The 23,616-nt window shown below is 50.4% G+C and carries 24 protein-coding genes and 1 tRNA gene; 21 read left to right on the top strand and 4 right to left on the bottom strand.

Going from position 1 to position 23,616, the window contains the following annotated elements:
• The first annotated feature begins 6 nt into the window (after positions 1-6).
• From QUE65_RS05830 to QUE65_RS05810, 5 genes are read left to right on the top strand one after another with little or no spacing between them, the layout of a single operon-like run.
• On the top strand, positions 7-819 hold the full coding sequence (locus tag QUE65_RS05830) for a 3'-5' exonuclease (RefSeq protein ID WP_286282462.1): 813 nt from the start codon (positions 7-9) through the stop codon (positions 817-819).
• 17 nt (positions 820-836) lie between these two features.
• Positions 837-2,213, top strand: coding sequence for a 23S rRNA (uracil(1939)-C(5))-methyltransferase RlmD (gene rlmD / locus QUE65_RS05825; RefSeq protein WP_286280006.1), 1,377 nt, complete (start codon positions 837-839; stop codon positions 2,211-2,213).
• Between the two features lie 39 nt (positions 2,214-2,252).
• A complete protein-coding gene (locus QUE65_RS05820) occupies positions 2,253-2,813 on the top strand; it encodes a peroxiredoxin (protein WP_286280004.1) in 561 nt (186 codons plus the stop codon).
• Between the two features lie 33 nt (positions 2,814-2,846).
• Positions 2,847-3,140, top strand: coding sequence for a BrnT family toxin (locus QUE65_RS05815; RefSeq protein ID WP_353506680.1), 294 nt, complete (start codon positions 2,847-2,849; stop codon positions 3,138-3,140).
• Entirely contained in the window at positions 3,121-3,450 is a 330-nt protein-coding gene (locus QUE65_RS05810; RefSeq protein WP_286280003.1) for a BrnA antitoxin family protein, read from the top strand. The genes QUE65_RS05815 and QUE65_RS05810 overlap by 20 nt, the downstream gene beginning before the upstream one ends.
• 93 nt (positions 3,451-3,543) lie before the next feature.
• Here QUE65_RS05810 and QUE65_RS05805 read toward each other — a convergent pair whose 3' ends face one another.
• Positions 3,544-4,245: a Bax inhibitor-1/YccA family protein gene (locus QUE65_RS05805; protein WP_286280002.1), complete on the bottom strand. Its 702-nt coding sequence runs from the start codon at positions 4,243-4,245 to the stop codon at positions 3,544-3,546.
• Between the two features lie 268 nt (positions 4,246-4,513).
• Here QUE65_RS05805 and ndk point away from each other — a divergent pair, with 268 nt between their 5' ends.
• The 13 genes from ndk to QUE65_RS05740 all read left to right on the top strand — a co-directional run bounded on the left by ndk (position 4,514) and on the right by QUE65_RS05740 (position 18,297).
• Positions 4,514-4,939: a nucleoside-diphosphate kinase gene (gene ndk, locus QUE65_RS05800; protein WP_286280001.1), complete on the top strand. Its 426-nt coding sequence runs from the start codon at positions 4,514-4,516 to the stop codon at positions 4,937-4,939.
• Between the two features lie 7 nt (positions 4,940-4,946).
• Positions 4,947-6,101 carry a 23S rRNA (adenine(2503)-C(2))-methyltransferase RlmN gene (gene rlmN, locus QUE65_RS05795; protein WP_286280000.1) on the top strand — a complete coding sequence of 385 codons (1,155 nt, stop codon included), beginning with the start codon at positions 4,947-4,949 and terminating at the stop codon, positions 6,099-6,101.
• Positions 6,102-6,119: 18 nt separating this feature from the next.
• Positions 6,120-7,397: a flavodoxin-dependent (E)-4-hydroxy-3-methylbut-2-enyl-diphosphate synthase gene (gene ispG / locus QUE65_RS05790; RefSeq protein ID WP_458574744.1), complete on the top strand. Its 1,278-nt coding sequence runs from the start codon at positions 6,120-6,122 to the stop codon at positions 7,395-7,397.
• Entirely contained in the window at positions 7,384-8,670 is a 1,287-nt protein-coding gene (gene hisS, locus QUE65_RS05785) for a histidine--tRNA ligase (protein ID WP_286279999.1), read from the top strand. Before ispG ends, hisS begins: the two co-directional genes overlap by 14 nt.
• Positions 8,671-8,721: 51 nt before the next feature.
• Positions 8,722-9,375, top strand: a complete 654-nt coding sequence (locus tag QUE65_RS05780; protein WP_286279997.1) for a YfgM family protein — start codon at positions 8,722-8,724, stop codon at positions 9,373-9,375.
• Positions 9,375-10,505: an outer membrane protein assembly factor BamB gene (gene bamB, locus QUE65_RS05775; protein WP_286279996.1), complete on the top strand. Its 1,131-nt coding sequence runs from the start codon at positions 9,375-9,377 to the stop codon at positions 10,503-10,505. The genes QUE65_RS05780 and bamB overlap by 1 nt, the downstream gene beginning before the upstream one ends.
• Before the next feature lie 11 nt (positions 10,506-10,516).
• Positions 10,517-11,875, top strand: coding sequence for a ribosome biogenesis GTPase Der (gene der / locus QUE65_RS05770; protein ID WP_215368595.1), 1,359 nt, complete (start codon positions 10,517-10,519; stop codon positions 11,873-11,875).
• 114 nt (positions 11,876-11,989) lie between these two features.
• The gene (gene hfq, locus QUE65_RS05765) at positions 11,990-12,238 is read left to right on the top strand and encodes an RNA chaperone Hfq (RefSeq protein ID WP_286279994.1); all 249 of its coding nucleotides are present in this window, start codon (positions 11,990-11,992) and stop codon (positions 12,236-12,238) included.
• Positions 12,216-13,472, top strand: a complete 1,257-nt coding sequence (hflX, locus tag QUE65_RS05760) for a GTPase HflX (RefSeq protein WP_286279993.1) — start codon at positions 12,216-12,218, stop codon at positions 13,470-13,472. The genes hfq and hflX overlap by 23 nt, the downstream gene beginning before the upstream one ends.
• Entirely contained in the window at positions 13,429-14,835 is a 1,407-nt protein-coding gene (gene hflK, locus QUE65_RS05755) for an FtsH protease activity modulator HflK (RefSeq protein WP_458574743.1), read from the top strand. The genes hflX and hflK overlap by 44 nt, the downstream gene beginning before the upstream one ends.
• Positions 14,836-14,855: 20 nt before the next feature.
• Positions 14,856-15,725, top strand: coding sequence for a protease modulator HflC (gene hflC, locus QUE65_RS05750; protein ID WP_286279992.1), 870 nt, complete (start codon positions 14,856-14,858; stop codon positions 15,723-15,725).
• 11 nt (positions 15,726-15,736) lie between these two features.
• Positions 15,737-16,912 carry an ATP phosphoribosyltransferase regulatory subunit gene (locus QUE65_RS05745; RefSeq protein ID WP_286279991.1) on the top strand — a complete coding sequence of 392 codons (1,176 nt, stop codon included), beginning with the start codon at positions 15,737-15,739 and terminating at the stop codon, positions 16,910-16,912.
• 53 nt (positions 16,913-16,965) lie between these two features.
• Positions 16,966-18,297 carry an adenylosuccinate synthase gene (locus QUE65_RS05740; RefSeq protein WP_286279989.1) on the top strand — a complete coding sequence of 444 codons (1,332 nt, stop codon included), beginning with the start codon at positions 16,966-16,968 and terminating at the stop codon, positions 18,295-18,297.
• Between the two features lie 31 nt (positions 18,298-18,328).
• Here QUE65_RS05740 and QUE65_RS05735 read toward each other — a convergent pair.
• A tRNA-Leu gene (locus QUE65_RS05735) sits at positions 18,329-18,415 on the bottom strand.
• Positions 18,416-18,489: 74 nt separating this feature from the next.
• On the opposite strand from QUE65_RS05735, the gene rnr reads away from it, so the two are divergent.
• Together rnr and rlmB are read left to right on the top strand one after the other, a co-directional pair.
• The gene (gene rnr, locus QUE65_RS05730; protein WP_286279987.1) at positions 18,490-20,817 is read left to right on the top strand and encodes a ribonuclease R; all 2,328 of its coding nucleotides are present in this window, start codon (positions 18,490-18,492) and stop codon (positions 20,815-20,817) included.
• On the top strand, positions 20,814-21,575 hold the full coding sequence (gene rlmB / locus QUE65_RS05725; protein ID WP_286279985.1) for a 23S rRNA (guanosine(2251)-2'-O)-methyltransferase RlmB: 762 nt from the start codon (positions 20,814-20,816) through the stop codon (positions 21,573-21,575). Before rnr ends, rlmB begins: the two co-directional genes overlap by 4 nt.
• Here rlmB and tal read toward each other — a convergent pair whose 3' ends face one another.
• Complete coding sequence (tal, locus tag QUE65_RS05720) at positions 21,576-22,520, bottom strand: transaldolase (RefSeq protein ID WP_286279984.1); 945 nt, start codon at positions 22,518-22,520, stop codon at positions 21,576-21,578.
• 47 nt (positions 22,521-22,567) lie between these two features.
• Between tal and rpiA the strand changes: the two genes are divergently transcribed.
• Positions 22,568-23,293 carry a ribose-5-phosphate isomerase RpiA gene (gene rpiA, locus QUE65_RS05715; RefSeq protein ID WP_286279983.1) on the top strand — a complete coding sequence of 242 codons (726 nt, stop codon included), beginning with the start codon at positions 22,568-22,570 and terminating at the stop codon, positions 23,291-23,293.
• Between the two features lie 6 nt (positions 23,294-23,299).
• On the opposite strand, the gene QUE65_RS05710 is transcribed toward rpiA, so the two are convergent.
• On the bottom strand, positions 23,300-23,572 hold the full coding sequence (locus tag QUE65_RS05710; RefSeq protein WP_108508503.1) for an oxidative damage protection protein: 273 nt from the start codon (positions 23,570-23,572) through the stop codon (positions 23,300-23,302).
• Positions 23,573-23,616 lie beyond the last annotated feature (44 nt).

Here is a 23,616-nt window from a genome sequence, read left to right as displayed (position 1 = left end):
AAATCGATTCCCAGCGTATTGGTATTTGATATAGAGACCATTCCGGATGTGGCCGGATTGCGATTGCTCAATGCTTATCCAGATTCGATGAGCGATGCTGAGGTAGCAAAGGCCGCCATGGACGACCGAGCTACTCAAACTGGCCAAGCGTTTTTGCCACTCTATCTGCAAAAGATCATCGCGATCTCGTGCGTAATCCGCAGAACGACCAAAGAGGGCTTGCCGCAATTTAAGGTTGGCACTCTTGGAGCGCCAGATGATGATGAGAAAGCCCTGGTGCAAGCCTTCTACGAACTCATCGAAAAATATACCCCTCAATTGGTGTCATGGAATGGAAGTGGCTTTGATCTACCGGTCTTGCACTATCGAGCACTACTCAATCAAGTGGCAGCGCCACGCTATTGGGAGATGGGGGAGAGTACCGATAGCGACAGTAAAGACTTTAAGTGGAACAACTACATTAATCGCTATCACATGCGACATATTGATCTGATGGATGTCTTGGCCAAACATAATGCTCGAGCCAATGCACCGCTCGATGCACTTGCCAAGCTGTGTGGATTTCCGGGGAAGCTGGGTATGGATGGCTCACAAGTATGGCCTGCGTATCAACGCGGTGAGATTGAGCAAATCCGACAGTATTGCGAGACCGATGTGGTTAATACATATTTAGTGTATTGCCGCTTTCAGCAAATGCGTGGTGGCTTTACCGCCGACGAGTATGAGGAAGAACTCGCGTATGTGAAGCAGCAACTTGAACAGGATGCCAAGCAAGGTAAGGCACCTTGGCCTGAGTATCTCGCGGGCTTCACTCACTAACGCATTCGAGATGAACGATGAGCACTGAGGTGCGGATGCCTAAGGCATCGCCGATTGTCACGATTGATTCATTGGATTTAGAGGCCCAAGGCGTTGCCCGGCAATCCAATGAGGAGGGCGGCAAAGTGCTCTTTATTCGGGGAGCATTGCCGACCGAGCAGGTGACCTACACCATTACCCGTGAGAAAGCGCGTTTTGCCAAAGCCAAACTCCACGAACTCATTAAACCCGCGGTCTATCGCACCACACCCCGCTGCACCTATTTTGGAGTCTGCGGAGGGTGCAGCATGCAGCATCTGGATTTTGCTGCGCAGATTGCGATGAAGCAGCGGGTCTTAGAGGATGATTTGTGGCACATCGGACGGATTAAGCCCGACGAGATCCTGCGACCAATTGCAGGACCCGCTTGGCACTATCGCCATCGTGGGCGCTTGAGTGTGATTGATCGCTCGATTAAAAAGGGCACGATCTTGGTGGGTTTTCATGAGCACAACAGTAGTTATGTGGCGGACATGCTGACCTGCGAAGTGATCCCTAAGCGGATCTCAGATCTATTAGTGCCGATGCGAGAACTGGTGGGCTCACTTAGTATTCGAGATCGCGTACCGCAAATTGAGTTTGCGGTTGGAGAGGATGTAAACCAACCAAGTACTCCCCAAATTGCCTTAGTGATTCGGCACTTGCTACCACTGACCCCCACAGATCTGAAGAATCTTGAAGCATTTGCTAAACACCATCAGGTGGGTATTTGGTTACAAGCCCAAGGCCCTGAGAGTGCCAAACCGTTTTACCCCGCTGCGCAAGCGCTGAGTTACAGCTTGCCTGAGTTTGGGGTCAGCTTACCGTTTCTGCCGACGGACTTCACTCAAGTCAATCACGCAGTCAATCAAGTACTCATCAGTAAGGCCATAGCATTACTGGAGATCCAAGGAAGTGACCGTGTGATTGATCTCTTTTGTGGCATTGGCAACTTCACACTCCCCATTGCAACACTGGCTAAGGAAGTGCTTGGCATTGAGGGTAGCAAGACCCTAACTCAGCGTGCCTTACAAAACGCTCGCCATAACCAACTCGATCACAAAACCCAATTTACCCAAAGTAATCTCTTTGAGGTCACGGCCACTGATCTCAATAGCTGGGGCAAGGCCGACAAATGGCTGATTGACCCACCGCGAGAGGGTGCGATGGAGATTTGTAAGGCAATGCTAGACCTACCATCAACAGCGCTACCAAAGCGCATCGTGTATGTGTCCTGCAATCCCAAAACACTGGCACGCGACGCAGCGATTCTGACGCACGAACTCAATTACACCCTGAGCAAAGCAGGGATCATCAATATGTTCCCCCACACCTCGCACATTGAGTCAATTGCGGTGTTTGATCGACCGAGATAAAATTCGGGTATTGTGTGAGTTCATCAATAGGGATATCCCATGACCAATCTCAACCAACTACCCACTGATTTACCTGTTCCTCAAGACGATGGGGCTTGTAATCATTTGGTTGGCATGCCTTTGCCGAATGTAGCCTTGTTGGCAACGGATGGATCGATGGTGAACCTCTCCCAACTAGCTGGGCGTTTGGTGATTTATTGCTATCCCATGACCGGTCAGCCTAACGTGCCATTACCTGAGGGGTGGGATCAAATCCCGGGTGCGCGGGGTTGCACACCGCAAAGTTGTGCCTTTCGGGATCACTATCAAGAACTCCAAGCCCTACATGCCAATGTGTTTGGGCTCAGTGTACAAAGTACGGAGTATCAACGCGAGATGGCTACGCGTTTGCATTTGCCGTTTCAGGTTCTGAGTGATGAGCAATATCAGTTCCAGAAGGCGCTCAACTTACCAACCTTTGTGGCAGCAGGGATGACCTTACTCAAACGCGTGACCTTAATTAGTCATCAAGGGCGTATTGAGGCAGTGCATTACCCAATCTTCCCAAGCGATAGTGATCCTGCTTGGGTATTGAATTATTTGCGCATCAATAAACCCTAATATTTGTAGTTATAATAATTGCAATCATGATTTATTGTAGTTACAATAAATCGGATAAAATTTATTTATGATCAGCAAAAAGACAAGACAAATATACAAAAACATGGAGTTAGCTTGCGGGATGCGAGCAAGCTTGATTGGGATGATGGCTTATTTTGGATTGATGACAGAAAAGATTATGGCGAGGTGCGCTGTATTGGTCTTGCACCGATGAAAAATAGGTTGTATTTCATTGTTTATGTAAATATCGGAACTCAACGAAGAGTCATTAGTCTGCGCAAAGCAAATAGACGGGAGTTTATGCATTATGAAAAAGAAACTAATTAAGCCAACTGTCAAAGAGGATCTTGCCATTACGAAGGCTGCAAGGTCAGACCCAGATAGTCGGCCGTTAACTGAGAAAGAGTGGAAACGTATTAAGCCAACACTTGTTCGGGGTCGCGGAAGACCTCCTGGCAGTGGCAGCAAAGAGCAAATTACTCTTAGGATCGATAAAGAGACCTTAAATTTTTATCGATCTAAGGGTGAGGGTTGGCAAACATTTATTAACCTTGTTCTCGGTGAATTAAAGCGTGAATCAAAATCTATCAAAACAATCGAAAGACGGCTAAATCAAGGTAAATTAATGTACGCATGATTTTCTGACAAATGTGTACAAATTTCGTATGCTCTAAATCCAAATAAAAAGGGCGCCGCAGCGCCCTGAAGTTACCGCAGGACTACGTTGCTATCAGTCGCGGTCTCCACCGAAGATGCCCAGAAGAGCCAAGAGGTTGGAGAAGATGTTGTAGATACTGAGGTAGATACCTAGGGTCGCAATGATGTAGTTGGTCTCGCCACCATTAACTACGCGTTGCACATCCACAAGGATGAACGCAGAGAAGATAGCGATTGCAACCACCATGATGGTTAGCATCAATGCAGGCATCTGCAACCAGATGTTGGCTAAGGAAGCCACGATCAACAAAATGACACCCACGAACAGGAACTTGCCCATGCTCGAGAAGTCTTTCTTGGAGACCGTTGCAATGGAAGCCATCACGGTGAAGATGGCGGCTGTGCCACCAAAGGCGCCCATAATCAGGGTTGCACCGTTGCTATAGCTGCCCAGAGTCATACCAATTAGGCGTGAGAGCATCACACCCATAAAGAAGGTAAACGCTAGCAAGAGCACCACACCCATACCGGTATCTTTGTTCTTCTCGATTGCCCAGAAGAAACCAAAGGCAACTGCCAAGAAGATAATCGCACCCATAAATGGACTACCTTCGAAGAAGGTAAAGCCCATGGCCACACCCAACCACGCGCCGATGACTGTAGGCACCATGGAAAGTGCCAAGAGGGCGTAGGTGTTTCTTAGGACACGATTACGGGATTGGGCAGTTGCAACCGAAACGTCACGACCGAAACCAACCGAATTAAGATCACTCATTGAGTAGCTCCTATAAATAAGCCCAACATGGGCTTGATAGTCACTAAGTATAGACAAAACATATAAAAATCAAGACCTTTGTGTCATTCGGGTCTTCTGGATTGGCCGCTAATTTGATATACCTAAGAAATTCAAGGGCTTAGGAGTGGGAATCGGGGATAAAACCCTAAAAACAAAGTATAATTTCGCATCGCAATACCGAGTATTGCTGACAAATGAATCAATAAAACCGAAAAACCGTTTCACACAACATCATTGGAGTTTTTGCATGGCAATTCAGCGCACCTTATCCATCATCAAACCTGACGCAGTCGCGAAGAACGTGATTGGCCAAATCTATGCTCGTTTTGAGCAAGCTGGTTTGAAGATCGTCGCCGCCAAAATGGCGCACCTCTCAAAAAATGAAGCGGAGCAGTTCTATGCAGTTCATAAAGAGCGTCCTTTCTTTAAGGATCTCGTGAGCTTCATGATCTCAGGTCCAGTGATGATTCAGGTGCTTGAGGGTGAGAATGCAATTGCCAAAAATCGCGAGTTGATGGGCGCTACGGATCCAAAGAAGGCTGACAAAGGCACAATCCGTGCTGATTTTGCAGACAGTATTGATGCCAATGCCGTGCATGGCTCGGATGCGCCAGAGACCGCTGCGGTGGAAGTCGCTTTTTTCTTCCCCGGCATGAACATCTTCGCGCGTTAATTCACCATTGAATACCAACCGCACGAACTTACTTAATTTTGATGCTGCCAAGATGGCAGAGTACGTTGCGGGATTAAACGAGAAGCCGTTTCGGGCTAAGCAGCTCTTGCAGTGGGTGCATCAGCGTGGCGTTTGTGATGTTACGCTGATGACCGATCTAGCCAAATCCTTTCGTCAGCAGCTTGCCGATCACGCTGAGATCACGAGCTTGCCTGTTATTGGGGACATGAAAGCCAGTGATGGCACCCGCAAGTGGTTACTGGATGTGGGCGCTGGTAATGCCGTTGAGATGGTCTACATCCCCGAAGACGATCGCGGTACGCTTTGTATCTCTTCCCAAGCAGGGTGTGCAGTTAACTGCCGTTTTTGTTCCACCGGTCATCAGGGCTTTGCCCGCAACCTAACACCCGCAGAGATTATTGGACAACTCTGGTTTGCTGAGCATCATCTGCGAGAGGATCCGCTTGCGATTCGCAGACTCGATGAGGATTGTGCCGAGCAAACCCAGGGTCGGGTGATTACGAATGTGGTGATGATGGGCATGGGCGAGCCCTTATTGAACTACGATGCGGTTCTCATTGCGCTACGCTTGATGCTTGACGATCATGCCTATGGTCTATCACGCCGGCGCGTGACCGTATCCACCTCGGGTGTGGTCCCCATGATGGATCGCTTGGCGCAGGATTGCCCAGTGGCGCTCGCCGTATCCTTGCATGCACCCAACGATGCGCTGCGCGATGAGCTCGTGCCGCTCAATCAAAAGTATCCCTTAAAAGAACTGATTGCTGCTTGTGATCGCTACTTACCATTTGCACCGCGCGACTTTATTACCTTTGAGTACTGCATGCTCGATGGCGTGAACGACCAAGACCAGCATGCCAAAGAATTAATCAGACTCTTAAAGGGCTTGCGTTGTAAATTAAATCTCATTCCTTTTAATCCATTCCCTGCCTCGGGCCTCAAGCGCTCACCGGCCGAGCGGGTCAAGCAGTTTGCCCAAATTTTGCAAGACGCCGATCTGGTCACCACCGTGCGTAAGACCCGCGGTGACGACATTGCAGCTGCCTGCGGACAGTTGGCAGGCGATGTGATAGACCGAACTCGCCGAGCCGAGCGCATGCAAGCACTCGATGAGCAGGTGATTCAATTTCAGGGACGATAATGATCGCAATTGGATGCCATGATGAATAAGATTGAGCCGGGTTGTTTGCCCCCATTGCCCCTTGGACCATTGCCACGCCGGCTATCGCGCCAGTCGGTGGTTGCGTGGGGCGATCACCGCGTGACCGTTGGTGGGGACGCCCCGGTGCGTGTGCAATCGATGACCAATACCGATACCGAGGACGCAATCGCAACCGCGATTCAGGTGAAGGAGTTGGCAAGAGCAGGCTCAGAGCTGGTGCGCATTACCGTCAATACCCCAGAAGCCGCAGCCCAAGTACCTTACATCCGCGAGCAGCTCGATAAGATGGATGTGAAGGTGCCATTGATTGGTGACTTTCATTACAACGGCCATACCTTACTCAAAGACTATCCGGATTGTGCTAAGACCTTATCCAAGTACCGCATTAATCCTGGTAACGTGGGCAAAGGCGCCAAGCGCGATCCACAATTTGCGCAAATGATCGAGGCGGCTTGTCACTACGATAAGCCGATTCGGATTGGTGTGAACTGGGGTAGTCTCGATCAAGATTTGTTAGCGCAGATCATGGACGATAACGCGAAGCTGGCAATGCCCAAAACCTCGCAAGAGGTGATGATTGAGGCCTTGATTCAGTCGGCTTTGCAATCGGCGAGTAAAGCCGTTGAGCTCGGCATGAACCCCGATCAAATTACTCTCTCGTGCAAAGTGAGCGGTGTGCAAGATCTGATTGCGGTGTATCGCGATCTGGCAAGGCGTTGTGATTACTCCTTGCATCTTGGTCTCACCGAAGCGGGCATGGGTAGCAAAGGCATCGTGGCATCGACTGCTGCACTTGCGGTTTTATTGCAAGAAGGCATTGGCGATACCATTCGCATCTCCTTAACCCCCGATCCGGGCGCGCCGCGTGAGAACGAAGTGATTGTGGGTCAGGAGATCTTGCAAACCATGGGATTGCGCAATTTCACGCCGATGGTGATTGCTTGCCCTGGATGTGGTCGCACCACCAGCACCACCTTCCAAGAGTTAGCTGCCAAGATCCAGTCTTACCTGCGTCAACAAATGCCAGTGTGGAAGAAAACCCATCCCGGTGTTGAGAACATGAACGTCGCAGTGATGGGTTGCATTGTGAATGGCCCAGGTGAGAGTAAGCACGCCAATATTGGTATCTCTTTACCAGGCACTGGTGAGAGCCCCGCAGCCCCCGTATTTGTGGATGGCGTAAAAGTAAAGACCTTGCGCGGCGAGGGCATCGCTGAAGAGTTTCAACTGATTGTCGACGAGTACGTTAAAGCCAATTACCATGCAAAAAATTAATGCCATTCGCGGCATGAACGATCTGCTGCCCAAAGATGCAGCGGCTTGGTCTTATTTAGAACGCACCTTAGCCGATCTCACTCGAGCATATGGTTACGAGCAGATACGGACGCCGATCGTCGAGGCAACAGCGCTCTTCCAACGCGGTATTGGTGAGGTGACTGATATTGTGGAGAAAGAGATGTACTCCTTTGAAGATCGACTCAATGGAGAACAGCTCACATTGCGACCTGAAGGAACCGCAGCAGTGGTGCGTGCCACGATTGAGCACAATCTGATCTATGACGGCCCCAAACGCCTTTGGTACACGGGACCCATGTTTCGGCACGAGCGCCCGCAGCGTGGACGCTATCGCCAGTTTCATCAATTTGGGATTGAAGCCTTGGGATTTGCAGGCCCAGACATCGATGCCGAGATCATCTTGATGGGTCAACGCCTTTGGGATGAGCTTGGTTTGCAAGGTGTACGTTTGGAACTCAACTCTTTGGGTGAGGCAGCAGAACGCGCTGCGCATCGTCAAGCCTTAGTGGAGTACTTTACCCAACACCATGCGCAATTGGATGAGGACTCGCAACGGCGTTTGCAAACTAATCCACTGCGGATTCTGGATTCGAAGAACCCAAGCATGCAGGCTTTGATTGAAGGTGCACCAAAGCTCCTGGAGTTTTTGGGTTCAGAGTCCTTAGCTCACTTTGAAGCAGTACAAACCCTTTTGAAAGCCAACAATATTCCATTTAAGATCAATCCACGATTGGTGCGCGGTTTGGATTATTACAACCTGACCGTATTTGAGTGGACCACCGAAGCATTAGGTGCCCAAGGCACGATCGCTGGCGGTGGTCGCTACGATCCCTTGATGGAACGTATGGGTGGTAAGAGTGCCCCAGCCTGTGGATGGGCCATGGGCATGGAGCGTGTATTGGATCTCATGGCGATCTCGAAGAGTGTTCCAGAGAGCGATCCGGTTTGCGATGTCTATGTGTTACACCAAGGTGGGGATACCTTGGTACAGGCCATGATTGCAGCGGAAGCGCTGCGCAGTGCCGGGGTCGACGTGATCTTACATTGCCCGCCCGATGGACAGAGTGCGAGCTTTAAATCCCAGATGAAAAAAGCCGACGCAAGCGGTGCGCAGTTAGCACTGATTATTGGCCCTGATGAGCTCGCTCGGGATGAGGCGCAATTGAAGGACCTTCGTGGCACTGGTGAGCAACATGCCGTGCCACTATCGGGTTTATTGGCAGCAGTGGTCGACGCTTTAGTCGATTCGTAAGCGATACAGCATAAAATAAGCGTTTAATTCATTGAAGAAAGCAGTATTGGCATGGCACTTGACCTCGAAGAACAAGAAAACCTAGCGAACCTGAAATCGTTTTGGGCCCGCTATGGCAATTACATCATCGGTGTCATTACCGTAGCATTGCTCGTTTATAGCGGCATGAGCGCTTGGAAGTGGTATCAACGCGATCAAGCCGCCGATGCGGGTAAGTTATACGAGACCTTAATTAATTCGATTAGCAAGAATGAAAAAGACAAAACGTATCTTGCGGCTGAAGATTTACAAAAGAAATACGGTGGCACGAGTTATGCAGCGATGGGAAGCCTTGTGGCTGCCAAGGTTGCGATGGACAGTAACGATGCAAGCAAAGCACAAAGCTATTTGAAGTGGACCGCCAATCAAGCCAGTGATGATTCGTTTCGGGCTCTGGCGCAATTGCGGCTCCTTGGGATTCTTATTGATCAAGGGACTGAAGCCAGTCTGAAAGAGGCTGATCAACTCCTCAAAGAAAAAGCTGTGAAAGGATTTGAGCCCCTTTGGATTGAGCGTCGTGGGGATTGGTATCTGGTACAAACAAAAATCCCTGAAGCGCGTATCGAATACCTCAAGGCCATGAAAGCCATGCAAAGTGATCGAGCCTTTCCAGAGGACGCGCGCGGCTTATTGAAAGTAAAGATTGATGCCGTAGGGGGGATGTAGTGCGACTGTTGCGCTGGGGTGCCATCGCATCTCTTTCCATCGCATTGATTGCCTGCTCGGGCTCGTCCAAGGTTCGTAAACCAGCTGAGCTCGTCAATATAACGAATCAAGTCGAGCTTGCTGAGGTCTGGTCAACCAGTGTCGGTAGCTCCGTTCCTGCTAACTTTCGTCCTGTTGTTGCTGATAACCATCTCTTCGCAGCGTCCGCACGCGGAACGCTTAGTAAGTTAAATATTGAGACTGGGCGTGTCGTTTGGGAGGTTAGCGTTCCCGAGAAACTCTCCATTGGTCCAGGATCGGATGGCAAGATTACCGTAGTGGTTAGTAGCGAAGGCAATGCCTATGGCTACGATGAGTCGGGTAAAAATATTTGGAAGCACCTGATTGGAAGTGAGGTACTTTCTGATCCGATCGTAGCAGCCGGTGTCGTGGTGATCCGTACTTTAGATCATCGCTTTATTGGTTTGGATGCAAGCACGGGTAAACGGCGTTGGATTTATCAACGGCAACAGTCCCCACTATCACTGCGCGTTGGTTACGGCATGCTCTTAGTTGGCAATGATGCTGTGGTCACTGGTTTTGCCGGCGGCCGCTTTGGAGCACTCGCGCTCTCCAACGGTGGACTCATCTGGGAGTCGGCGGTCTCGTTCCCCAAAGGCTTTTCTGAGATCGAACGTTTAAATGATGTCACCAGTCGACCGAGTCTTGAGGAAGGGCGCCTTTGTGTGGTTTCTTATCAAGGGAAAATTGGTTGCGCTGAACTACGCACTGGTAATTTAGCGTGGTCGAAGGATTTCTCAAGCTATACCGGCACCACTCAAAGTACGGAGTTTGTCTTTGCTGCTAATGAAAAGTCCCACGTTTATGCCTATCGTGCAAGCGATGGTGTGCAAGTGTGGGAGAACACGCAACTCACTTGGCGTGATGTGGGAGAACCGCTTGCAGTTGGCAAAGTGGTGCTGATGGGTGATAAACAAGGTTATGTTCATCTTCTCAATCAAAATAGTGGACAGTTGGTCTCGCGGATTCGTCACGATAGCTCACCGGTTAGCGCAGCTCCGATTGCAGCAGGTGGCGTGATCATCATTGCTTCTCAAGGTGGCAAGATTGCGGCGTATCGCCCGCGTTAAGACCATTCCCCATGAAACCCGTTATTGCCATCGTGGGCCGACCCAATGTCGGTAAATCCACCTTATTTAATCGCCTCACTAAATCGAGAGATGCCTTAGTTGCTGATTTTCCGGGGCTCACGCGTGATCGTCACTATGGCAATGGTCGCGTTGGCGATCGGGAGTTCATTTGCATTGATACAGGTGGCTTTGAACCCGTTGCGAAGACCGGCATTATGGCTGAGATGGCTAAGCAAACGAAGCAAGCCGTCGCCGAATCGGATCTGGTGATCTTTATGGTCGATGGCCGACTAGGGCTTGCCCCACAGGATCGCGTGATTGCCGATTTCTTACGCAAGACCGGTCGCCCGGTCATCCTTGCGGTCAATAAGACCGAGGGCATGTCGGCTAGTGTGGTCACAGCCGATTTTTATGAGTTGGGTCTTGGTCAACCCGAGCCGATTTCGTCTGCGCATGGCGATGGGGTGCGCGCTCTCATCGAAGAAGCGCTCGATCAATTGCAGATCCCTGAACCCGAGCCTGATGATGCAGCGGTCGCTGATGGCACGCGACCGATGAAGATTGCGGTGGTGGGCCGACCCAATGTTGGCAAGTCGACCTTCATTAATACCTTGCTTGGGGAAGATCGGGTCATTGCCTTTGATCTACCTGGTACGACGCGGGATGCTATTGAGGTTGAGTTTGAGCGCAATGGCAAATCCTATGTCTTGATTGATACCGCAGGACTTCGTCGTCGTGGCAAGGTCTTTGAAGCTATTGAAAAGTTCTCGGTGGTCAAAACTCTGCAAGCGATTAACGATGCCAATGTCGTGATCTTGATGCTCGATGCTCAGCAGGATATCTCTGAGCAGGATGCGCATATTGCGGGCTACATTGTGGAAGCGGGGCGCGCTCTGGTAGTCGCGGTTAATAAATGGGATGGGATAGACGCCTATGTGAAAGAGCGTGCGCGCGTGGAGATTGCCCAAAAGCTGCGCTTTCTAGACTTTGCCAATGTGCATCCCATCTCGGCCAAAAAAGGCTTTGGCATCAAAGAGCTCTTTAAGGATGTGGATAAGGCTTACCAGGCCGCGATGGCCAAACTGTCTACACCAAAACTGACCCGCGCCATGATTGATGCGGTGGCACATCAACAGCCCAAACGGGTGGCCAAAGGCCGACCCAAACTCCGGTACGCCCATCAGGGCGGCATGAACCCGCCGATTGTGATTATTCATGGGAGCGCCTTGCATGGCATTACCGATAGCTACAAACGCTATCTTGAAGGGCGCTTTCGGGAGATCTTTGAATTACGCGGTACGCCTCTGCGGATTGAGTTCCGGACTGCGGCAAATCCCTACGTCAAGGATGAAAAACCACGCCGTAAGTAGGATATGTTCTATCCGTGGAGAATTCCGTTGAATACGGTTAATATCCTTACAGAAACCATCCGTGTTGTATACAAAAGCAAGACTCCCTAACTTAAATAACGATTAAGGAGCAGTATGAATACCAAACAAGTCCAGTTGCTGCAGGACCCTTTTCTGAATGCCTTGCGCAAAGAGCACATTCCAGTGTCGATCTATTTGGTCAATGGCATTAAGTTACAGGGCAATGTTGAGTCGTTTGATCAATACGTGATTCTGTTGCGCAACACCGTAACCCAAATGGTCTATAAGCACGCCATCTCCACCGTAGTACCCGCCCGAGCTGTGAGCTTTAGGGCAGACGATGAGGAAGCTCCAGCTGCATAACACCGGAGTCGAGGAGGTCCGTGCGGTATTGGTAGGAATTGATACCGGCAAAGACGATTTCCCAGAGAGCATGGCGGAGCTTGCACTCTTAGCGCAGAGTGCAGGATCGATACCAAGCGCTTCGGTCATTGGGCGTCGCGGTAGCGTTGACCCTTCCTTATTTATTCGTTCGGGTAAGGCCAATGAGGTCTTACGTGCGATGCAGGAGCATGATGCAGAACTTGCGATCGTCAATCACGCGATTTCACCAACGCAACAACGCAATCTTGAGCGTCATCTGGGTAAACACGTGATCGATCGCACCGGGTTGATCCTCGATATTTTTGCGCAACGCGCGAAGAGCCATTTGGGTAAGACCCAAGTGGAGTTAGCCAATGTGCGCTACCGCATGTCAAGACTCGTGCGCGCTTGGAGTCACTTAGAGCGTCAGAAGGGTGGTATTGGTCTACGCGGTGGACCGGGTGAGACCCAGATGGAGTTGGATCGCCGCATGTTAGCAACCAAAGCCAAACGCTTGGAAACAGAACTTGCCAAGTTGCAACGTCAGCAGCGCACCCAACGGCGAGCAAGGGCACGCAACGAAGTGTTCTCCGTGTCATTAGTGGGATATACCAATGCCGGTAAGTCCACCTTATTTAATGCACTGACCAAAGCCGGCACCTATGCCGCTGATCAACTCTTTGCGACCTTGGACACCACCTCCCGACGCGTTCATTTGGAAGAGGGGCGGCAAATTGTCCTTTCTGATACTGTGGGATTTATTCGGGAGTTACCGCATCAATTGGTTGAGGCCTTTCGAGCCACACTTGATGAAACGGTGCATGCCGATTTGATTGTGCACGTGATTGATGCCTGCAGCCCAGTTGCCCAGGAGCAGCAGGCTCAAGTTGAAGCGGTCCTGAAGGAAATTGGGGCGGATGGCATTCCACGTTTAGAAGTGATGAACAAAATTGATTTGATGCCGCAGACTTTTACTAAAGGCCCTCATATTGAACGTGATATTCATGGGGTGCCTTACAAGGTCTTTTTGTCTGCCCAGAAAGGCATGGGTTTAGACCTGCTGCGCGAGTGTCTATGCGAGTTTGCACACAGGACTGATAAACTAAAGGTTGAGCACGCTGACGTCCAACATCACAAGGCGCATGGCGATCTGCTCCAACCATTAACCGATAGACCAGAAACCGCCGATTTTGATTTCCATTCGACCCGAAACTATTCGCCAAACACTCCATAAAGTAGGTGACTACTTTAAAGGGTTTTTCTCCGTCAATGATCCTGGCTGGGGAAATAACCATCAAGCACCCAAAGGGGATAAAGATCCTAAAGAAGGTGGTGATCAGGCCCAACCTAATCAGCAACCCCAAGGTAATCGCCGCCCTGAAAATGGACCGCCCGATCTTGATGATCTCTGGCGCGATTTCAACGACAAGTTAAATAATCTCTTTGGCGGCAAGAAGCGGCCATCGGGTGGCGGACAGCCACCTAGTGGTGGTGGACGTAAACCACCCCAATTTAATGTTGAGGGCTTTAATCCCAAGGCGGCTAGCTTAGGTGCCTTAGTCATTGTGACCCTGGTGTGGCTATTTAGTGGCTTTTTTATGATTCAGGAAGGTCAGGCCGGTGTTGTTCTCACCTTTGGTAAATACGACTACACAGCACGTCCCGGTATTAACTGGCGGATGCCTTGGCCGATTCAATCAACGGAGACCGTGAACTTGTCGGCCGTACGTTCGGTTGAGGTTGGTCGCTCAGTGATGATTAAGGGTACCAATCAAAAAGATTCGTCGATGTTGACCGAAGACGAGAACATCATTGATGTCCGTTTTGCGGTTCAGTACCGCTTAAAGGATCCGATGGAGTATCTCTTTAACAATCGTGATCCAGATATGGCTGTGGTTCAGGCTGCTGAGACCGCAGTGCGTGAGATTGTGGGACGCAGCAAGATGGACACGGTGTTGTATGAAGGTCGTGAGAAGATTGCGATTGATCTGGCTTTGGCCATTCAAGCTATTTTGGATAGTTATAAAACCGGTATCTTTGTGACTAGCGTGACCGTGCAAAACGTGCAACCGCCAGAGCAAGTTCAGGCCGCGTTTGATGATGCGGTGAAAGCGGGTCAAGACCGCGAGCGTCTAAAGAGTGAGGGTGAGGCGTATGCCAACGACATCCTGCCTCGTGCGAAAGGTACAGCAGCGCGTCTAATCCAAGAAGCTGAAGGTTATCGGGCACGCGTTTCTGCGATGGCCGAAGGCGATGCCTTGCGCTTCAAACAAATTTACAGCGAGTACGCCAAGGCACCTCAGGTAACGCGCGATCGGATGTACATCGACACCATGAAAGAGATCTACAACAATGTCACCAAGGTATTGGTCGACACTGCCAAGAGCAATAGCTTGTTGTATTTACCGCTCGATAAAATCATTAATCAAGTGACCACCGAAGCGCAACAAGCTGCGCAACTGCAGGGCGCTGCTTTGCCGGGTGTCGTCTCACCCAATGCCATCTCTAGTCCCGCTCCCAGTACAGCACCATCCCCTGCGGAGCGTACTCCCGAGAAACGGGATGGCTTGCGCAGTCGTGATCGCGGTGATCGTTAAGAATCGAGGAAAAAGTTATCATGCCTAATCGTCTCCTTGGTCTTATTCTGGGTCTAATCGTTTCTTTCTATTTGATTAGTTCCTGTATTTTTGTTGTCGATCAACGCAAGTTTGCCGTGGTCTTTGCTTTCGGTCAGATTGTGCGAGTGATTGAGCAACCGGGTTTGCAGTTCAAGCTACCTGCACCATTTCAAAACGTCATCTTTTTTGACCGTCGCATCATGACGATTGATAATCCCGACGCAGAGCGCTTTATTACTGCTGAGAAGAAAAACCTCTTGGTGGATTCGTATGTGAAGTGGCGCATTATTGATCCCCTCAAGTTCTTCGTGAGCTTCCGTGGTGATGAGCGGCTAGCGACCGATCGGATGAACCAGCTGATTCGTTCGGCCTTAAACGAAGAGTTCACCAAACGTACCATCCGCGAGATTATTTCAGAGCAGCGTGATCAGGTGATGCAAGGGATTCAGAAAAAAGTGGAGGACGATGCCAAAGCGATTGGTGTTGAAATCGTCGACGTGCGCCTAAAGCGGATTGACTTGCTCGCTGAAATTAGCGATTCGGTCTATCGCCGAATGGAAGCAGAGCGTAAGCGAGTGGCTAATGAATTGCGCTCCACGGGAGCGGCAGAATCAGACAAGATTCGGGCAAGTGCGGAGCGTCAGCGCGATGTAATTTTGGCAGACGCTTATCGCGATGCACAGCGGATCAAAGGAGCGGGCGATGCTCGAGCGACAGCCCTCTATGCCGAAGCATTTAACCGTGACCCCCAGTTTGCTCAGTTCTATCGCAGCCTTGAAGCCTATCGCAACACCTTTAAGGATAAGAAAGACTTAATGGTGATCGAGCCAAGCAATGATTTCTTCCGGTTCATGCAAAAGAAGAACTAAACGATCGCATCATGAACCGTTGGTTACTGCCCGAGGATATTGCTGATGTATTGCCAGCCCGGGCTCGCAAGATCGAGGAGTTGCGCCGTCGCTCCCTCGATCTATATCAATCCTACGGCTATGAGCTCGTTAGCCCGCCGCTCTTGGAGTTCTTGGATTCACTGTTAACTGGAACGGGATCGGATCTTAATTTACAAACCTTTAAGCTCGTTGATCAGCTCTCAGGTCGGACTTTAGGCTTACGTGCAGATATCACGCCCCAGGTGGCGCGTATCGATGCACACCTTCTTAATCGTGAAGGCGTGACCCGTCTGTGCTATGCAGGGTCGGTAGCGCGTGTACGTACACCGCCGGGTTCAACCTCGCGTGAAGAATTGCAACTCGGTGCCGAGATTTATGGGCATGCGGGGTGGGAGGCTGATCTTGAAGCGATCAATTTACTCCTAAAGACACTAACTCAAGCGGGGCTTGGCAAGATCTATTTAGATTTGTCGCATGCAGGAGTGTTTAAAGGCATCTTAGGCGATTTGGTATTAAGCCATGCCGATACCGAGACCCTCTACACCATATTACAAACCAAAGACCAGCCAAGCCTCACTCAATGGGTGAGCCAGTTTGCGCCTGCGATTAGCAAACCATTATTGGCATTGTTGCAACTCAATGGCTCTTGTGCGGAGGTCTTAGCCAGTGCTAAGTCGGGTCAGCTTGCCTTACCCAATCAACCCTTGATTGCACAATCGCTTAAGGACCTAGAGCGTCTGATTGCGGCGACTAGTGGCTTATCCAAACAATTGGAGCTCTCGCTGGATCTAGCGGATTTACGTGGATACCAGTACCACAGCGGTGTCATGTTTGCTGCCTATGTGGATGGTTTGCCTCAACCCATTGCGCGCGGTGGTCGTTATGATCATGTCGGTCAGGCCTTTGGTCGCTCACGACCCGCTACGGGCTTTTCACTCGATCTACTCACACTTGCCGACTTATCCAATATCTCAGTTAAGCGTCAGGCGATTTTTGCACCCTGGTCGAACGATCCAGATCTAAATCGTCGTATTGATGAGTTACGTGCTGCGGGCGAGGTAGTCATTCAGGCACACAAGGGCGATGATGCAAATTCGGAAGAGTTTGAGTGCCAACGCGAACTCGTGAAACAAGGTGCCAGTTGGGAACTAAAATCGCGCGGCTAGTCGCTTGATCACTACAATAAAGCGAAATTAATAAAAAACGAAGTGGAATGCATATGAGTAAGTCTCAGGGTCGGAATGTTGTTGTGATTGGTACGCAGTGGGGTGATGAAGGAAAGGGTAAGGTGGTTGATTGGCTTACCGATCATGCACAAGCCGTCGTACGTTTTCAGGGTGGACATAACGCTGGGCACACACTCATTATTGGTGGCAAGAAAACCATCTTGCGTCTGATTCCTTCAGGCATCATGCACCCCCAAGTCATTTGCTATATCGGCAATGGCGTGGTGCTTTCACCCGAAGCCCTCTTCAAAGAGATTGGTGAGCTCGAAAGCGCTGGCTTGGATGTGCAGGGACGCTTAAAGATCTCCGAGGCAGCCACTCTGATTTTGCCGTACCACGTTGCGATTGATCATGCTCGGGAGAAAAAACGCGGTAGCGATAAGATTGGTACGACCGGTCGCGGAATTGGGCCCGCGTATGAAGATAAAGTAGCAAGGCGCGCATTGCGGGTGCAAGACTTTTTTTACCCCGAACAATTTGCAGCTAAATTGCGCGAGAACCTCGACTATCACAACTTTGCATTAACCCAGTACTACAAGGTTGATGCCTTGGACTTCAATCGCGTACTCGATGAAGCCATGTCGTATGCCGAGCGCATTAAGCCGATGGTGGTTGATGTCTCCAGCGCACTCTATGCCGCTGAACAAGCAGGTCAGAACCTTCTCTTTGAGGGCGCTCAAGGAACCTTACTTGATATCGATCACGGCACTTATCCTTTTGTAACTTCGAGTAATTGCGTTGCTGGTAATGCCGCTGCCGGATCTGGTGTGGGTCCGGGATCTTTGCATTACATCTTGGGCATTACGAAAGCGTACTGCACTCGAGTGGGTGCTGGGCCATTCCCCAGTGAGTTGTATGACCATGAGAACCCCAACAAACAAGATCCAGTGGGTATACGGCTCGCTGAGGTTGGTAAAGAGTTTGGGTCGGTAACTGGACGACCACGGCGCACTGGCTGGCTCGATGCTGCTGCATTAAAACGTTCGATCCAAATCAATGGACTCTCTGGCTTATGCATGACTAAGCTAGACGTGCTCGATGGCATTGAGACCATTCGTCTTTGTGTGGGCTATAAACTCGATGGCAAGACCTTGGATGTATTGCCACGCGGTGCTGAAGCGGTGGCACGCTGCGTACCCATCTATGAAGACTTTAAGGGTTGGACCGAGAGTACGGTTGGGATTACCGATTGGAACAAATTACCCAAGACCGCTCAGGACTATCTCAAACGAGTCGAAGCGATCTGCGGTAAACCGATTGCGATGGTTTCTACGGGCCCCGAGCGCGATGAGACCATTCTCTTGCACCATCCGTTTGAAGCGTAGATGAGGATTGGTAGCTAATCCTCTTGCATTTTGGTGCCCAAAAGAGGACTCGAACCTCCACAACCTTTCGATCGCCAGCACCTGAAGCTGGTGCGTCTACCAATTTCGCCATTTGGGCATTTGTGCATTATAGGTTGCTGCCTTCACATTGTGGTCAAATCACTCTCATGACCTCAATTGCGAAAGCCGTTCATGCGTAAGTCGGATCAACCCATCACCCGCGATAGCGATCGCATGGGTACGGTACAAGGTCACCGCGATGGCTTTGGCTTTGTGGTTCCAGACGATGGTGGTGAAGACATCTTTTTGACCGAGCGCGAGATGGCTCGGGTCATGCATGGTGATCGGGTCTCGATTCGAGTATTGGGTACGGATCGCCGCGGACGCCCCGAGGGTCAGATTGTGGAAGTTCTGGTGCATGCCAATCGCTTGGTCATTGGACGTCTTCTTAATGAGAACGGCGTACTGATTGTGGCACCTGAAGACAAACGCATTGGTCACGACATTTTGATCCCACCACGTGGCCAAGGCATGGCCAAACTAGGTCAGGTGGTGAGTGTCGAGATCATTGATTACCCCGATAGTTATCGACAAGCGGTGGGTCGCGTGGTTGAGGTTTTAGGTGAGATCGATGACCCTGGCATGGAGATCGAGATCGCGGTTCGTAAGTATGGTGTGCCGCATACGTTCTCACCAGCCGCCTTAAAAGAGGCTGAAGCATTACCAAATGAAGTAACGCAAGAGGATCTCAAAGGCCGAGTTGATCTGCGCGATATTCCACTGATTACGATCGATGGTGCCGATGCTAGAGACTTCGATGATGCGGTGTATTGCGAGCCCGTGCAGTATGGTCAGATCAAAGCCTGGCGTTTAATCGTGGCAATTGCTGATGTGGCACATTATGTGAAGCCTGGTCATCCACTCGATAAAGATGCGCTGCTGCGGGCCACCTCGGTGTATTTCCCTCGCAGAGTGATCCCGATGCTGCCGGAGAAAATCTCCAATGGCCTTTGCTCCCTCAATCCCGAAGTGGATCGTCTATGCATGGTCTGCGATGCGGTGGTGGATCAACGCGGGGAGATTCTGGCGTATCAGTTTTACCAAGGGGTAATGCATTCTGCGCAACGCTTTACCTACGATACCGTTTGGGAGATCTTGAGTAATACCCGTGGACCCGAGGCAGTGCGCTTTGCGCAGTTCAATGAACAACTCAATCACCTCTACCAGCTCTACAAAATATTATTTGCAGCCCGTGAGAAACGCGGGGCAATTGATTTCGAGACCGTTGAGACCCAGATCATCAGTAATGAGCTAGGCAAAATCTTGCGCATTGAGCCGAGGTTACGTAATGACGCCCATCGCTTAATTGAAGAATGCATGCTGACCGCAAACGTCTGCGCTGCTAATTTCTTACAAAAGCATCACCATCTCAGCCTCTTTCGGGTGCATGGTGAGCCCTCGGTCGAGAAAGTACAGACCCTCAAACAGGTTTTAAGAACCACTGGCTTACATCTCACTGGAAACGAGAAGCCACACCCCAAAGATTTTGCAAAGCTCATGAAAGAGATCAAAGGTCGGCCCGATGCCAGTACCTTACAGATGCTGATTCTGCGATCGATGCAACAAGCGATTTACCAGGCCGAGAATGAAGGCCACTTTGGTTTGTCCTACCCAGCATACGCCCACTTTACGAGCCCCATCCGACGTTACCCCGACCTCTTGGTGCATCGCTCCATTAAAGCGATCTTGAGTAAGAAAGCCTATCATCCGCACTTGCCAGAGGATGTGCCGATGAACCTCACCATGCCTCGTAAGGGACAGGGTCGGGCCAATGCTGCAGCTGTGAAGCAGACACAGCAGGATGCGAAGGCCAGAGCCAAACGAGCAGGCAATACCAAAGGATCGAAAGAAGGCGCAGCGCTTGCCGTCTGGGCTCAGTTTGGGGTGCATTGCTCTGCCAATGAACGCCGTGCCGATGAGGCATCACGCGATGTGGAGGCATGGCTCAAGTGCTATTACATGCGCGACCACTTAGGTCAAGAATACGCAGGCACGATCACGGGCGTTGCTAATTTTGGTCTCTTTGTGCAACTCGAGAGTTTATTTGTAGAGGGCATGGTGCACGTCACTGAGTTGGGCGGTGATTATTACCAATACGATGAGGCTCGTCAGGAGTTACGGGGTGAACGCACCGGAATACGGTATCGAATTGGTGATCGCTTACACGTCTTGGTCAGCCGAGTTGATCTTGATGCTCGTAAGATCGAGTTTAGTCTCGTCAAAGCGAATACCAATCACGAACGCGATGGAATGCGCTTTAAATCAACTGTGTTGGCAAATGATTCAGGGCGCCCCAGTAAAAAAGCAGCACACAAGAAGACCCGTCCTGCTGAGAAAGCGCCTAAGCGCGAGGCTACGACCGCGAGTAAGAAATCAAAGACAAAATCCGCTAAGACCGCGCGGCAGCCATCGATGGGTCAGGGTACCGGTCGCAAGAGCCATAAGGGCAAACGCAAATGAAGCAACTGTTGTTGGGATTTCATGCGGTGCAGACACGCTTACGGGTCGACCCCCAGAGCATTCAGTCGGTTTACTATGATCCTGCTAGGCGCGATCGACGCATGGCTGACTTCATCAAGCAAGCCGAGCCCATTTTGGGAAAGCGACTTTATTCAGCCAATGCGGAACGCTTACATAACTTAGCGGGGCATGATCGCCATCAGGGGATTGTGGCGATGGCTGAGGGTATTTCTGTAGCGAGAACCTTGCCAGAACTGTTGGACAGTTTGGATGTCAAAAGTGATCCACCCTTACTCTTAGTGCTTGATGGCATTACTGATCCGCATAACTTCGGCGCTTGCTTACGTGCAGCCGATGGTGCCGGGGTGCATGGCGTGATCGTGCCAAAAGATCGCTCGGCCAGCATCAATGCCACCGTGAGTAAAGTTGCCAGTGGCGCTGCCGAGGTGATCCCAATCATTACGGTGACCAATCTTGCGAGAACGATGCGTGAGATGCAAGAGCTTGGAGTTTGGTTGATTGGTACTGATGATGAGGCCGATGAGTCGATCTACGACGTTGACCTCAAAGGACCCACTGCGATTGTGATGGGTGCGGAAGGTGAGGGTATGCGGCGTTTAACCCGTGAGACCTGTGACCAGTTGGTGCATATTCCGATGCAAGGGGCAGTCGAGAGCTTAAACGTCTCGGTAGCCACGGGTGTGACCCTCTATGAGGTACGTCGTCAACGAGCACACGCTAAATCACTGAAGAAGTGATCAGCGAATTAATAAGGCTTCAAGCTTCTCGATATCAGTACAAAAAGCGTGAATGCCTTCTTGGAGTTTCTCGGAAGCCATGGTGTTCTCTGCTAATAGCTTCCCAAAACTTGCCTGATCCAAGTTCAGTCGCTCAACACCGGCCGATTTAGCATCTGCCACTCGCAATTTAGGACTGACTGGTTCATGGCTGGACTGCAACTCAGCCAAAAGTTCAGGGCTAATGGTGAGTAGATCGCAACCTGCCAGTTCTAAGATCTGGCTGGTATTACGAAAACTCGCCCCCATGATCTCGGTTTCAATCTCAAAGTGTTTGTAATAGGTATAGATGCTGCGCACCGATTGCACCCCAGGGTCATTGGCGCCCCCGTATTGCTCGAGAGACCATTGATCACCCAAGGACTTCTTATACCAATCGCTAATGCGTCCTACAAATGGTGAAATCAATCGGGCCTTGGCATCTGCACAGGCAACGGCTTGCACCATAGAAAAAAGCAAGGTCATATTGCAATGAATGCCTTCTTGCTCGAGCTCACGAGCCGCCACAATACTTTCCCAAGTGCTGGCAAGTTTGATTAAGACCCGCTCGCGGGCAATACCAAGTGCCCCGTACAGCGCCATGATCTCTTTGGCCTTCGCAATGGTGGTAGCGGTATCAAATGACAGACGCGCATCAACTTCGGTGGAGACCCGACCCGGCACAATGCGCAGGATCTCCGCCCCAAACGCCACTAAGATCCGATCAATTAATTGAGTAGGGGAGGCTTTCGGATTGTCACGCTGTACCGCTGAAACTAAAGCTTGGTAAGCGGGTTGCAATACCGCCTTAAGAATGAGTGAAGGGTTTGTTGTTGCATCCTGGGGAGCAAAAGCACGCATTCGCTCAAAGTCGCCAGTATCGGCAACCACCGTGGTAAAGCGTTTGAGTTGAGCCAGTGTATCCATAGAGTAAAGGCATATGATAGCGAATATCCTTCTGTATCATTGCTTTCATGAGCCAAGACGATCTCAAAAAACGCGTTGCCCAGGCAGCTAAAGAGTACGTAATCCAAAAGATGCCCAAAGGGCAGTATTTAGGGATTGGGACCGGCTCAACCGCAAATTGGTTTATTGATCTACTTGCACCGCACCGCGATCATTTTGCGGGAGTAATCTCAAGTTCGCTTGCCAGCACAGAGCGTTTGCTCAAATTAGGCTTTCATGTGGTGGACGCCAATCAATTGCCCGATGCCATTGCAAAGCAATCCCACCCCATGCCAATCTATGTGGACGGTGCCGACGAGATTAACCCTCATGGTCATATGATCAAAGGTGGCGGTGGTGCATTAACCCGCGAGAAGATCATTGCGAGCATGGCCCAAGACTTTATCTGCATTTGCGATGAGAGCAAACTGGTGCAGCAACTGGGACACTTTCCTCTCCCAGTGGAGATTATTCCTTTGGCACAAACGGCGGTTACTAAGGCGCTTGCACTATTGGGTGGGCAAGCTCAATTAAGACTCATTAAATCCGGTAAAGCCGAAGGTCAACCCTACCTCACTGATAACAAGGCTTGGATCTTGGATATCCATGGTTTATCGATTCAAGATCCGATCGCTCTTGAGGAAGCGATTAATCAGATCCCAGGTGTGATTAGCGTCGGACTCTTTGCCAAACGCAAAGCGGACGTATTGCTTTTGGGTAAAAAGGAAACCGTAGAAACTCTACGTTTTAGCTAAACGCAATTACTGCGATGGTGGCACATAGCCACTTGCCATATCGGCACCACCTTCAAAGAAATATTTCTCGACTTGCTTGAGAAGGTATTGGCGAGCTCGCGGGTCGGCCATATTGAGGCGGTTCTCATTAATGAGCATGGTTTGGTGCTTGAGCCAATCCGCCCACGCCTCTTTGGAAACCTGATTCCAGATCTTTTTACCCAAATCGCCAGGCAGGGGAGCAAAATCTAAACCCTCGGCTTCTTTATTGAGCTTAATGCATTGAACCATTCGTGCCATATCAACCTCGATTGAACTAATTGCCATGATTATAGGCAGTCATG

The organism is Polynucleobacter sp. HIN8 (assembly GCF_030297615.1).
GTDB lineage: Bacteria > Pseudomonadota > Gammaproteobacteria > Burkholderiales > Burkholderiaceae > Polynucleobacter.
Note: the sequence above shows the minus strand (reverse complement) of the source record. Positions and strands in the feature narration are given on the sequence as shown.